Origin of the sequence: Streptomyces albiflavescens (genome assembly GCF_014645835.1) — a bacterium.
Taxonomy (GTDB): domain Bacteria; phylum Actinomycetota; class Actinomycetes; order Streptomycetales; family Streptomycetaceae; genus Streptomyces; species Streptomyces albiflavescens.
Genome location: NZ_BMMM01000024.1, coordinates 2,740 through 14,707, shown reverse-complemented (window position 1 = coordinate 14,707; position 11,968 = coordinate 2,740). Strand labels below are relative to the sequence as shown.

The 11,968-nt window shown below is 70.5% G+C and carries 11 protein-coding genes; 4 read left to right on the top strand and 7 right to left on the bottom strand.

Annotation, left to right across the window (positions count from 1 at the left end):
* Positions 1-170: 170 nt before the first annotated feature.
* Complete coding sequence (locus tag IEY95_RS42340) at positions 171-2,270, top strand: sulfatase-like hydrolase/transferase (protein ID WP_229703729.1); 2,100 nt, start codon at positions 171-173, stop codon at positions 2,268-2,270.
* Positions 2,271-2,476: 206 nt separating this feature from the next.
* Here the strand turns inward: IEY95_RS42340 and IEY95_RS42335 are convergent, their stop codons facing one another.
* Both IEY95_RS42335 and IEY95_RS42330 read right to left on the bottom strand, forming a co-directional pair.
* Positions 2,477-3,937 (bottom strand): metallophosphoesterase, encoded by a 1,461-nt coding sequence (locus IEY95_RS42335; RefSeq protein ID WP_189191599.1) that lies wholly within the window; start codon positions 3,935-3,937, stop codon positions 2,477-2,479.
* Positions 3,938-3,968: 31 nt separating this feature from the next.
* On the bottom strand, positions 3,969-4,211 hold the full coding sequence (locus tag IEY95_RS42330; protein ID WP_189191598.1) for an SCO4848 family membrane protein: 243 nt from the start codon (positions 4,209-4,211) through the stop codon (positions 3,969-3,971).
* 91 nt (positions 4,212-4,302) lie between these two features.
* Between IEY95_RS42330 and IEY95_RS42325 the strand changes: the two genes are divergently transcribed.
* Positions 4,303-5,583 (top strand): D-alanyl-D-alanine carboxypeptidase family protein, encoded by a 1,281-nt coding sequence (locus IEY95_RS42325; protein ID WP_373294659.1) that lies wholly within the window; start codon positions 4,303-4,305, stop codon positions 5,581-5,583.
* Here the strand turns inward: IEY95_RS42325 and IEY95_RS42320 are convergent.
* From IEY95_RS42320 to IEY95_RS42305, 4 genes are all read right to left on the bottom strand, one after another.
* Positions 5,537-6,496: a YihY/virulence factor BrkB family protein gene (locus IEY95_RS42320; RefSeq protein ID WP_189191596.1), complete on the bottom strand. Its 960-nt coding sequence runs from the start codon at positions 6,494-6,496 to the stop codon at positions 5,537-5,539. The genes IEY95_RS42325 and IEY95_RS42320 overlap by 47 nt on opposite strands.
* Complete coding sequence (locus IEY95_RS42315) at positions 6,484-6,882, bottom strand: GtrA family protein (protein WP_229703744.1); 399 nt, start codon at positions 6,880-6,882, stop codon at positions 6,484-6,486. The genes IEY95_RS42320 and IEY95_RS42315 overlap by 13 nt, the downstream gene beginning before the upstream one ends.
* A gap of 233 nt (positions 6,883-7,115) precedes the next feature.
* Complete coding sequence (locus IEY95_RS42310; protein WP_189191595.1) at positions 7,116-8,060, bottom strand: decaprenyl-phosphate phosphoribosyltransferase; 945 nt, start codon at positions 8,058-8,060, stop codon at positions 7,116-7,118.
* Positions 8,053-8,610: a phosphatase PAP2 family protein gene (locus tag IEY95_RS42305; RefSeq protein WP_373294658.1), complete on the bottom strand. Its 558-nt coding sequence runs from the start codon at positions 8,608-8,610 to the stop codon at positions 8,053-8,055. The genes IEY95_RS42310 and IEY95_RS42305 overlap by 8 nt, the downstream gene beginning before the upstream one ends.
* A 142-nt stretch (positions 8,611-8,752) precedes the next feature.
* Between IEY95_RS42305 and dprE1 the strand changes: the two genes are divergently transcribed.
* Positions 8,753-10,102, top strand: coding sequence for a decaprenylphosphoryl-beta-D-ribose oxidase (gene dprE1 / locus IEY95_RS42300; protein WP_189191594.1), 1,350 nt, complete (start codon positions 8,753-8,755; stop codon positions 10,100-10,102).
* Positions 10,103-10,379: 277 nt separating this feature from the next.
* A complete protein-coding gene (gene dprE2 / locus IEY95_RS42295; RefSeq protein WP_189191593.1) occupies positions 10,380-11,135 on the top strand; it encodes a decaprenylphospho-beta-D-erythro-pentofuranosid-2-ulose 2-reductase in 756 nt (251 codons plus the stop codon).
* Between the two features lie 107 nt (positions 11,136-11,242).
* On the opposite strand, the gene IEY95_RS42290 is transcribed toward dprE2, so the two are convergent.
* Positions 11,243-11,824, bottom strand: a complete 582-nt coding sequence (locus IEY95_RS42290; protein WP_189191592.1) for a 2'-5' RNA ligase family protein — start codon at positions 11,822-11,824, stop codon at positions 11,243-11,245.
* Between the last annotated feature and the right edge of the window lie 144 nt (positions 11,825-11,968).

Sequence of the window (11,968 nt, the reverse complement as noted above, 5' to 3'; positions counted from 1 at the left end):
CCCCGGCGCGGTGACCTGCTGGAACCGACTTGGGGAGAAGCTGACCTGGATGATTGAACACGGGCCGCCACGGCGCCGTACACAGATTCAGGTACAGATGAAGGCGGCCCCGACGTCCCCAGCCTGGTCCGCCGCGCCACCACCGGGCTACGCACGGAAGGACCGCCGGGTTGTCGTTCAACACGAGCTCTCGACAGCTGCCGAACACGGACGAGGAGTCCCCGGAGGCGAGGCCTGTGCCGGAGCCGCCCGCGGAGCCCGCTCCGGGTGACGGTGAGACCACGGTCGAGGCCACCTCGCGTGACCGTGAAGCCGCGCCCGAGGCCACTTCCGGTGAGCCTGAAGCCCCGGCCGCAGCCACTCCTGGTGTCGCCCGAACCCCGGTCGAAGCCACCCCCGGTGACACCGAAACCCCGGTCGAAACGACCTCCAGGGACACCAAGACCCCGCTCGACGCAACTTCCGGCGGCACCGAAGCCGCGCCGGAAGCAGCGCCGGAAACCACCCCCGGCGACGCGGAAGCCCCAGCCCCCGCGTCGGACACCTCTGAAGCCCCGGACGAAGCCGCCCCCGGCGCCACTCCCGTCCCCGCCGCCACCCCTGCCCGCGGCCGGCTGCGCTGGCGCGGCTGGCGTGAGAAGTACCCCGTCGCGGCCCGCACCCTGGCGTGGACCACCACCGGCCTGGCCGCCGCGCTCGTGCTGTTCGCGCTGCTCATGCCGAGCAAGATCGACGACTTCCGGCCCGCCGAGTTCGTCCGTATCCCGGTGGAGGCGATCTTCGGCGCGGCCGTACTGATCGTCCTGCCGCGCAAGCCGCGGATCGCCGTGGCGGCGCTCGCCGGGCTGAGCCTCGGCGCGCTGACCGTCCTGAACTTCCTCGACATCGGCTTCAACGAATACCTCGGGCGAGGATTCAACGTCGTCCTCGACTGGACGCTGTTCAGCGACGCACAGGCGTACCTCCAGGACACGATGGGCAAGAAGGGCGCCCTCGGCATCGTCGTCGTGGTCGTACTGATCGTGCTCGCCGTGCTCTGCCTCATGACACTGTCGGTCGTGCGGCTGGGCAACCTGCTGGCCCGGCACACCGAGACGGCGACCCGTACGACACTGGTGATGGCCATCGTCTGGGTCACCTGTGCGGCGCTCGGCGTGCAGTTCACCGGCGTGCCGATCGCCTCCGAACACACCACGCTGGTCGTCCAGGACCGTGCGGAGCGGGTGCGGAACACGATCCGGGACGAGGCGGCGTTCGCGAAGATCGCCAAGAAGGACGCCTTCGCCAACACCCCGCCGGATCAGCTGCTGACCGGGCTGCGCGGCAAGGACATGATGATCACGTTCATCGAGAGTTACGGCCGCAGCGCGATCGAGGACCCGGTCATGGCGCCGGGCGTCGACGCGACGCTCACCGCCGAGAACGAGAAGCTGACCAAGGCCGGGTTCGCGGCGAAGAGCGGCTGGCTCACCTCGGCGACGTACGGCGGAAGCAGCTGGCTGGGCCACTCCACGTTCCTGTCCGGCCTGTGGATCAACAACCAGCAGCGCTACCGCACCGTCACCGCGGGCAGCCACCTGACCCTCCCCGGCGCCTTCAAGAAGACGGGTGCCTGGGACACGGTCGGTGTCATGCCGGGCGTCCAGAAGGCCTGGCCGGAACAGAAGTTCTACGACATCGACAAGCTCTACGACTCCCGCGACCTCGGATACAAGGGACCGAAGTTCAGCTGGTCGACCATGCCCGACCAGTACGCGCTGACCGCGTTCGAGCGACTGGTGCACGGCAAGAAGCACGACAAGCCGCTGATGTCGACGATCATTCTGACCTCCAGCCACCAGCCCTGGGCACCGATCCCCAAGACGGTCCCCCAGGACCAGGTCGGCGACGGGTCGATCTACGACGCCATCCAGAAGGCCGGCAAGAAGCCCGCGGACATCATCACCGACTCGACCAAGTCCAGGCAGGAGTACGGCAAGTCCATCCAGTACTCGGTGACCAGCCTCATCGACTACCTGGTGAAATACGGCAACAAGGACACCGTGCTCGTCTTCCTCGGCGACCACCAGCCCATCGCCCGGGTCAGCGGCAACAACGCCAGCCGCGACGTGCCCGTCTCGATCGTCGCCAAGGACCCGAAGGTGCTCGACAAGATCGCCGACTGGGGCTGGACGGACGGCCTGCAGCCCCAGCACGACGCGCCGGTCTGGAAGATGAGCGCGTTCCGCGACCGCTTCCTGACGGTGTACGGCTCCACGCCCAGGCCGTGAGTCACGTGGCCCAGGCCGTGCGTCACGTGGACGCGGCCACCAGCGCCCACACCGTCTTCCCGTAGCGCCCCGGCTCCACACCCGGCGATGGCCTGCCGCACCCGCCGGTCGCGCAGCGGCGCGTTCGCGCGGACGTCGAGGACGAGGTTGCGGGTCTTACCAGAGCGACTCAAACGATCATTTCAGGCCTGTTTCACAGCGAACTCTCAGGCTTCCCGAGAGGCCAGCTCAACGACCGTGATGTCCGAGGGAGCACCCACCCGGGTCGGCGGCCCCCAGGCCCCCGCACCCCGGGACACGTACAACTGCGTGTCCCCGTACCGCTCCAGCCCGGCGAGCGTCGGATTGGCGGCGTCGGCGATGAAATTCCCCGGCCACAACTGCCCGCCATGCGTGTGCCCGGACAGCTGAAGATCGACCCCGTGCCGCACGGCCTCATGAATCTGCACCGGCTGATGCGCGAGCAGCACACACGCCCGCGATGTGTCCCGGTCCCCGAGCGCCTTGCCGAAGTCGGGCCCCTGCCCCTCGCTCTCCCCCTGCACGTCGTTCACGCCCGCGAGATCGAATCCGGCCAACTCGGTACGCGCGTTCTCCAGAGGATGGATCCCCAGCTCCCGCACTTCCCGGACCCACTGCCCGGCCCCGGAGAAGTACTCATGATTGCCCGTGACGAAGAAGCTCCCATGACGTGCCCTCAACCGGGCCAGAGGCGCAGCCGCCGGACCAAGGTCCTTCACACTGCCGTCGACCAGGTCGCCGACGACGGCGATGAGATCGGGCTGGGTCGCATTGATGGTGTCGACGACCGTCTGCGCGAAGCCGCGCCCGAGCACCGGCCCCAGATGAATGTCACTGACGACAGCGATCCGAAACCCATGAGCGGACCGCGGCAGCTTGGCCAGCGGCACCGTGACCCGCTTCACCCTGGGCCCCCGCAGAACGCCGTACGTCCCGTACCCGACCGTCCCCACAGCGGCAGCCGCGGCAGCCCCACCCACCACCCGGGAGACGAAGAGCCGCCGTGAGGGAGCATCGACGCTCAGTGGGGGACGACCCGCGCCCGTCGATCCGACCGAAAGGGACGCGACGCTCCGGCGCGGCCCCGACTCGCCCTCGATGGCAGGCGCGGATGAGACGGCAGGCGCGGACGAGACGGCAGCCGTAGAGGCATCGCCAGACGCAGACGAGACGGCGGAGTCGGACGAGACGGCGGAGCCAGACGGGGCAGGCGCGCGGTCGGACGCGACGGCAGGCACAGACGAGTCGGCGTGCTCGGACGAAGAGGCTCGTTCGGACGAGTCGGTGCGCGCGGACGAGTCGGTGCGCGCGGACGAGACGACCGCCCGCCGCTCGACAACTCGCCGCACCAGCGGCCGTACGAACTCCCCCACCACCAGCGCGAGCACCAGATAGATCACCAGCGCCATCCACAGGAACCCGGGCCAGGCCAGCACCCGCTGAAGCCAGAACGGCGCCCCGGCCCGCTCACTCGCGACGGCGCCGAACATCAGGAGGGGCCCGGCGACGAAAACGGCCGCGCCCACCCGACGGGCCACCCCCGGTCCGGACGTGGTGTCGCGCACCAGGCGCCGCCACGCGTACCAGTGCAGGGCGCCGAGCACGGCCAGCGCGACCACGCCCACCAGTACGAAGACGATGACCATGACGCCGTATCCCCCGGTTGCCGTATCCGCGTTATGTCGTCTGGCGCAAAGCGCGCACCCCGCGCAACCCGATCACGCCGACGACCGTCCCCAAGACAAAGGAGAGGACGGCGAGCGTCAGGTGCACCCAGAAGTACGCCGTCGGATCCCCCGCGTCGTTGAACGCGAGCCCGCTGCCGTCCTTCCACAGGTTCTTGACGAAAGTGATCCAGATGACCCAGCTCCATACCCCGAAGGCGAGCAGGAACCAGGAGACGGGGCGGCTGAGCTTCATGGGTCCAGTATCACCGTCGTCGGCCGGGACCCTGCGCCGGGGTGGGGAGAGCGATGGGACTTCCCGCCCCACGCCCTGTACTTTCTCGACCGTGCCCGTCACGAATAAGACCGCCAAGCGATCCTTGTTGGTCACTTCCGCCACCCTGTTGTCCCTTTCGCTCGCCGCGCCCGCGTTCGCGGACGAGAGCCCGACAGCGAGTCCGACGACGACCCCGTCGGCCACTCCCCCGGCGAACATGTCCACCGTCGGCGGCGAACGGCTGGGCCAGTCCGGCACGCAGGTGAATCTCGGCACAGGCGCCCCCGTCCTGCCCAAGGACCTCACCGCGCGCTCCTGGATCGTCGCCGACGCCGAGTCCGGCGACATCCTGGCCGCCCACAACGCGCACTGGCGGCTGCCCCCGGCGAGCACCCTGAAGATGCTGTTCGCCGACACGGTGCTGCCGAAGTTCCCGAAGACGATGAAGCACAAGGTGGTCACCTCCGACCTGGCGGGCATCGGCTCGGGCTCGAGCATGGTCGGGATAAAGGAGGACGAGACCTATACGGTCCACGACCTGTGGCTCGGCGTCTTCCTGCGCTCCGGCAACGACGCCGTGCACGTGCTGTCCCAGATGAATCAGGGCATCGACCAGACGGTCAAGGACATGCAGGCGCACGCCGAGGAGCTCCAGGCCCTCGATACTCATGTCATCAGCCCGGACGGCTACGACGCGAAGGGCCAGGTGTCGTCGGCGTACGACCTGACGCTGTTCGCGCGCTCCGGGCTCCAGAAGAAGGACTTCCGGGAGTACTGCTCGACGGTGCGGGCCAAGTTCCCCGGCGAGACCACAAAGAACGAAAAGGGCAAAACGACCCGCGAATCCTTCGAGATCCAGAACACCAACCGTCTCCTGACCGGCGACGGCGACATCTCCACGTACCAGGGCATCGCCGGCGTGAAGAACGGCAACACCACCAACGCGGGCGCCACCTTCACCGGTGTCGCCGAGCGCGACGGCAAGGTGCTGCTCGTCACGGTCATGAACCCGGAGAAGAACGAGCACAACGAGGTCTACAAGGAGACCGCGCGGCTCTTCGACTGGGGCTTCCAGGCCACGGGCAAGGTCCAGCCGGTGGGTGAGCTGGTGCCGCCGAGGGGCCTCGACACCACCGCGCAGCCGGGCGCGAGCGCCTCCGGCACCAGTGCGGGCGACTCGGACAACGCGTCCACGAAGCCGGTGGCGGCCTCCTCCGCCGCGAAGGGCGGTTCGAGCGGCGTCGGCGTCGCGCTGGCCATCACGGGCGGCTTCCTCGTCCTGCTCGTGGCGGGTGTCTTCCTCGTCAACCGCCGCTGGCCGCTGCCGGATCTGATGCGCCGTCGCCGCTGACCGCCGGGGCCGCCGGCTCCTCCGGGTCCGCCCGGTCCGCCGGCTCCCCCGGGTCCTGCGGGGACTCATCGCTCTGCGTCGCCGTCCAGGCGGCGCAGAACAGCAGCAGTTTCGCGGTGAAGTTGATCCACAGCAGCAGCGCGATCGGCACCCCGAACGCGCCGTACATGCTCTTCGACGCGACACCCCTCATATAGCCGCTGAGCAGCAGCTTGAGCAGCTCGAACCCGGCGGCTCCGATCAGCGCGGCGACGATCAGCCGACGCCGCGGCGGCTGGACGCCGGGCAGCAGCGTGAGGACGTACAGCAGGAGCAGGAAGTCGGCGAGCACGGCGACGGTGAACGCGGCGACCTGCAGCAGCACGCTCCCCCAGCCGTGCTCGTCGATGTCGAGCTGCCGGGCCGTCCACCCCACCGTCGTGGACGCCACGGTGGAGGCGGCGACGGTGACGAGCACGGCGCCGCCGAGCCCGACGAGCACGCCGCCGTCCTTGAGCTTGCGCAGGAAGGGGTTCCCCTCGCTGTCGGGCAGCTCCCAGACCGCGCGCAGGCAGTCCCGCATCGAGCCGACCCAGCCGATGCCGGTGAACAGCAGGACGGCGCCCGCGATGAGGCCGATCGTGCCGGCGTTCTGGACGAGGCCTTCGATGTCCAGCTGGTCGGAGATACCGGGAACCTGCTCGGCGAGCTTGTCCTGGAGGTCCTTCTGCTGGCTGGTGCTGAGCGTGGCGGCGGCGATCGCGGCGGCGACGGTCAGCAGCGGGAAGAGCGCCACGAAACTGATGAAGGTCATCGCCGCGGCGAGCCGCGTCCACTTCACCCGGTCGAGGCGCTCGTACGACCGCCACGCGTGCGTGGCCATCAGGCGGGTGAGCAAGGGCCCCACGCCGGGAAGCTTCTTCAGCCAGTCCATGATCCGACTCTGCCCTCGCCTCGCGCACCTCGAACGCCCTGGAAAACCAATGTCCGGGTACCCCAGAAACGCAGAACAGTGGCGAGCGCCATGCCGATTCCGGCGCCCGAGACGGTGTCCGCGCGCTGTGAGGTGAATCCGAGGCCGTAGTGGCTGACGGCGATGGACAGCAGCTGGACGAGGGCGCCCGCGACGTTCACCGCGAAGAAGATCACGTACTGGCGCGGGCCCCGCACGGTCGTGTGCCGGTAGGTGCCGAGCGCGTTGCCCGCGTACGCCACCGAGCAACCCGCGACGAAGCTCAGTGCCTTGGCGGTCAGCGGGTCGAGGCCCACGGGGCCCCGCAGCCAGACGAAGAGGCCGAGGTCAGCGACGTAGGCGAGGATTCCCGCGGTGGCGAAGCCGAGGAGTTCCCGCGCGAGTCGCCTCCGGGGGACGGGCTCGCGAGCAGCCGGTTCGGGGACGACCGACTCCGGGGGAGCCGGTTTCGGCGGGACCGACCCTTGGGCGACCGGTTTCCCTGACACCGGCTCCCCCGCGGTCGGCCCCTCGGCGACCGGTTTCCCTGACACCGGCTCCCCCGCGGTCGGCCCCTCGGCGACCGGCTCCTGGGCGACGCTCACCAGTTCGCCACGGCGAGGCCGTACATCGCCAGCCACACCAGCCCGATCAGCGCGAGCGCGCGATCGTGCAGGACGACGTCCTCGGGCTCACCCGCCGTGCCCCGGTCGGCGAAGACGGCGTACCGCAGGATGGCCAGGATGAAGGCGACCATGGACAACTGCCGCCAGGGCAGCAGGCCGGCGCTGGGCACGCCACCCTCCTCCAGGGCCCACAGGCAGTAGCCGAGGACGGAGACTCCTGCGGCCAGCTGCCAGACGAAGCGCAGGTAGCCGGTGGTGTATTCGGTGAGCAACGCGCGCGTGGCGCCCGCTTTCCCGGCCATCTGCACGGCCTCGGAGTAACGCTTCGCCGACACCATGAACAGCGCCCCGAAGCCGGTGGTGATCAGAAACCAGCGCGAGAGCGGGATGCCGAGGGCGAGACCGCCGATCATCGCGCGCATGAGGAACCCTGTCGTGACGACGACGAGGTCCACCACCAGGACGTGCTTCAGGCTGACGCAGTACGCCAGTTGCATGCCGATGTACGCCGTCAGCAGTGCGGCGACGGCCGGGGAACAGAGCCAGGCGGCGGCGCTCGTCGCGAGGAGCGCGAGCGTGCACCCGACGGCGTACGCGGCCGGGACGGGGACTTGTCCCGCGGCGACCGGGCGGTGACGCTTGACCGGGTGGGCGCGGTCGGCGGCGGCGTCCCGTGCGTCGTTGATCAGGTACACGGCGGCGGCACAGGCCGTGAACAGCGCGAAGACAAGCGCGAGTTGGATCATCGCTTGCCGGGAGAAGAGCTGGCCCGCGGCGGCCGGCGCGGCCACCACCAGCAGGTTCTTCACCCACTGACGGGGGCGGGTGGTCCTGAGCAGGCCCCGGACGATGCCGGTGGGGCTCGTCGCGGATGCCGCAGCGGCCGGTGTGCGCTCCAGGAGCGCCGTGCGCTCAGTCATGACCGACCCCGACCCAGCGGGCGCCCAGACGGGCCGTCAGGGCCCCCAGGGCGGCGCCCGCGGCGACGTCCGAGGGGTAGTGGACACCGACGACCATCCGCGAGACGCACATCGCGGCGGCGAGTGGGGGAACCACGTGCGCGCCGAGGGCGCCGTAGGCGACCGCCGCGGCCGCCGCGGACGTGGCGTGGGAGCTCGGGAAGGAGTGCCGTCCGGCTGTGCGCACCAACGGCACCACGTGCGCGGGGCGCGGGCGGCGCACGATGCGCTTCACCCCCATGCTGGCGAGGTGCGCGGTGGCGGTGAGCGCTGTCGCGCGCAACCAGGCGCCCCGCCGTTCACGGTCGACGGCCGCCCCGGCCAGCCCCGCCGCGAGCCACAGCGCGCCGTGCTCTCCGCTCCAGGACAGGGCACGCGCGACAGCCGCAACGCGCGGATCCCCACCGCACTCATGGACTGCCGACAGCAGTCGGCGATCCATGCCGTCGAACCCGCGGTCCGTGCCGTCGAGTCGGCGGTCCATGTAGTCGTGGTCGTCAAGGTCGTCCATGTGATCTCACTCTTCTAGGGAGCGGCCGCAGAATTACGGCAATCTAGGACGACATCCCATTAATCACCCATTTCGGTGAGGAGCCATGGGGGCTGGGGAGATTGAGGTGTTATGCACCCTTACCGACGCTACGGTCACGGTCATGCCTGCCGACACCGTGTCCGTCACGGGTTGGGGCCGCACCGCCCCGACCACCGCCCGTCTGGTCCACCCGTGCACCTACGAGGAGGCGGCGGCCGCCGTCCGGGGGTGGGGAACGCGCGGAGGCATCCCCCGGGGCCTCGGACGGGCCTACGGGGACGCCGCGCAGAACGCGGGCGGAGCCGTGCTCGACATGACCGGCCTGGACCGGATCCACGCGATCGACGTGGACGGCGGCACCGTCCTGTGCGACGCGGGGGTTTCCCTGCACCGGCTCATGGAAGTCCTGCTCCCCCTCGGCTGGTTCGTGCCGGTCACGCCCGGGACCCGCTATGTGACCGTCGGCGGCGCGATCGGCGCGGACATCCACGGCAAGAACCACCATGTGTCCGGCTCGTTCGCCCGGCACGTCCTCTCCTTCGAGCTGCTGACCGCGGACGGCGGGATCCGTACGGTCGGCCGGGGCACGCCCCTCTTCGACGCCACGGCGGGCGGCATGGGACTGACCGGCGTGATCCTCACGGCGACCGTCCGGCTCCAGCCCGTCGCGACCTCGCTGATGTCCGTCGACACGGAACGCGCGGCGGACCTCGACGACTTGATGGCCCGCCTCACCGCCACGGACCACCGCTACCGGTACTCGGTGGCCTGGATCGACCTGCTCGCGCGCGGGACGTCGATGGGGCGCTCGGTGCTGACCCGCGGCGATCACGCACCGCTGGACGCCCTGCCCGCACGCGCGCGCAGACACCCCCTGGCGTTCCGGCCCGGGCAGTTCCCCTCCGCGCCCGCCTTCCTGCCGGAGGGACTCCTGGGGCGCACGACGGTGGGCCTCTTCAATGAGCTCTGGTACCGGAAGGCGCCACGCGCGCGCGCCGGTGAACTGCAGAAGATCTCGACGTTCTTCCACCCTCTCGACGGGGTGCCGCACTGGAACCGCGTCTACGGGCGGGGCGGCTTCGTGCAGTACCAGTTCGTCGTCGGATACGGACAGGAGGAGGCCCTGCGCCGGATCGTGCAGCGCATCTCCGTACGCCGGTGCCCGTCCTTCCTCGCCGTCCTGAAGCGCTTCGGAGAGGGCGATCCGGGCTGGCTGTCCTTCCCGATGCCGGGCTGGACCCTCGCCCTGGACATCCCCGCGAACCTGCCGGGGCTCGGCACCTTCCTCGACGAGCTGGACGAGGAGGTGGCCGCGGCCGACGGGCGGGTGTACCTGGCCAAGGACGCACGCCTGCGGCCCGAGCTGCTGGCCGAGATGTATCCGCGGCTCGGTGAATTCCAGTCCCTGCGGCGGGAGTTGGACCCCCGAGGCGTCTTCACCTCGGACCTGTCCCGCCGCCTCGGTCTCTAGTCCCCTCGGTCCCCGGTCCCCTCGGTCCCCGGTCCCCTCGGTCTCCAGTCCTCTCGGTCCCCGGTCCCCTCGGTCTCCAGTCCCCTCGGTCTCCAGTCCCCTCGGTCTCCAGTCCCCTCGGTCCCCGGTCCCCTCGGTCTCTAGTCCCCTCGGTCTCCAGTCCCCTCGGTCCCCGGTCCCCTCGGTCTCCAGTCCCCTCGGTCTCCGATCTCCGCGCTCGCAGGCCCCGCTCTCCTCTCTCCCAAGTCTTCGCTCGCCCCAGCCCCTAGGAGCTGTCATGAAGGACGCCTTCGGTATCCCCCAGTCCCTGCTGATCCTCGGCGGCACGTCCGAGATCGCGCTGGCCACCGCGCGCCGTCTGATCGTCCGGCGCACTCGCACGGTGTGGCTCGCGGGTCGCCCGTCGCCCGCCCTGGAGCAAGCCGCCGAGCAGCTGCGCGGGATGGGCGCGGACGTCCGTACCGTGGCCTTCGACGCCCTCGACTCCGAGTCCCACGAGACCGTGCTCGGCAAGGTCTTCGCGGAGGGCGACGTCGACATGGTGCTGCTGGCGTTCGGCGTGCTCGGCGACCAGGCACGGGACGAGAACGAGCCCCTGTCGGCGGTACGCGTGGCGCAGACCAACTACACGGGCGCGGTGTCGGCCGGTCTGGTGTGCGCGCGGGCCCTCCAGACGCAGGGGCACGGCTCCCTGGTGGTGCTCTCCTCGGTCGCCGGCGAGCGCGCCCGGCGCTCCAACTTCATCTACGGCTCCAGCAAGGCGGGCCTGGACGCCTTCGCGCAGGGCCTGGGCGACGCGCTGCACGGCACGGGCGTGCACGTGATGGTCGTACGCCCCGGGTTCGTCCGTACGAGGATGACCGCGGGCCTGCCGCAGGCGCCCCTGGCCACCACTCCGGAGGCGGTCGCGACGGCTGTGGAGACGGGGCTGCGACGCCGGTCGGAGACGGTGTGGGTGCCTGGCGCCCTGCGCCTGGTGATGGCGGCGCTGCGGCACGCACCGCGAGCGGTGTTCCGGCGGCTGCCGATCTGACGATCCGGGACCGGTGTGAGGTGGGACGCCGATCACGCCCCCACCCACGGGTCCTACCGGCGGAGCGTGCTGCCGGTCGCACAGGACGATCCTGTCGGCGGATCGCTCTAACGGGCCGGCAGTGTGCTGTCCCGCTCCGGAGCGCCCGCCTGAGGGGGCACCACCGGGCTGCCGAAGGTGAACTCGCGCAGCTTGCGCCAGACGCCGTCCGCGCCCTGTTCGTAGAGCGCGAACCCGGTGCAGGGCCACTCGGCCTCGTACCCGGACAGCGCCTCGTAGGCCCGGTCCATCGACTCGTCGTCGATGCCGTGCGCCACAGTGACGTGCGGGTGGTACGGGAACTGGAGCTCGCGCGCGACCGGCCCCGAGGCGTCCCGGACCTGCTTCTGCAGCCAGGTGCAGGCCTCGGCGCCCTCGACGACACGCATGTAGACGACGGGCGACACGGGACGGAAGGTGCCCGTGCCGGACAGCCGCATCGGGAAGGGGCGCCCGGTGCCCGCGACCTCGACGAGATGCGCCTCGATCGCGGGCAGCGCCGAGTCGTCGACCTCCGTCGGCGGCAGCAGCGTGACGTGCGTGGGGATGCCGGAAGCCGCGGGGTCGCCGAAGCCCGCGCGCCGCTCCTGGAGCAGGCTGCCGTGAGGCTCCGGGACCGCGATCGACACGCCGATCGTTACGGTCCCCACGTCGTCTCCTGTCGTTGTTTCGAAGGTTCGCTGTCGTTGAAGGTCCGGTGCTCGAGCGCGGGCAGGGGTGGCTGCTCGGCCGGTCCGGCTTTCGACTGTACGGCGGTGCGGCCCGCTGTCGGCGGTCGTAGGAGTGTCGCGCTC

Excerpts from the sequence above, each read along its gene's own strand:
- dprE1 (WP_189191594.1), top strand. The coding sequence starts at position 8,753 with ATGCCTGCCGACACCGTGTCCGTCACGGGTTGGGGCCGCACCGCCCCG.
- IEY95_RS42330 (WP_189191598.1), bottom strand. The coding sequence starts at position 4,211 with ATGAAGCTCAGCCGCCCCGTCTCCTGGTTCCTGCTCGCCTTCGGGGTA.
- IEY95_RS42310 (WP_189191595.1), bottom strand. The coding sequence starts at position 8,060 with ATGACTGAGCGCACGGCGCTCCTGGAGCGCACACCGGCCGCTGCGGCA.
- IEY95_RS42335 (WP_189191599.1), bottom strand. The coding sequence starts at position 3,937 with ATGGTCATCGTCTTCGTACTGGTGGGCGTGGTCGCGCTGGCCGTGCTC.
- IEY95_RS42320 (WP_189191596.1), bottom strand. The coding sequence starts at position 6,496 with ATGGACTGGCTGAAGAAGCTTCCCGGCGTGGGGCCCTTGCTCACCCGC.
- dprE2 (WP_189191593.1), top strand. The coding sequence starts at position 10,380 with ATGAAGGACGCCTTCGGTATCCCCCAGTCCCTGCTGATCCTCGGCGGC.
- IEY95_RS42305 (WP_373294658.1), bottom strand. The coding sequence starts at position 8,610 with ATGGACGACCTTGACGACCACGACTACATGGACCGCCGACTCGACGGC.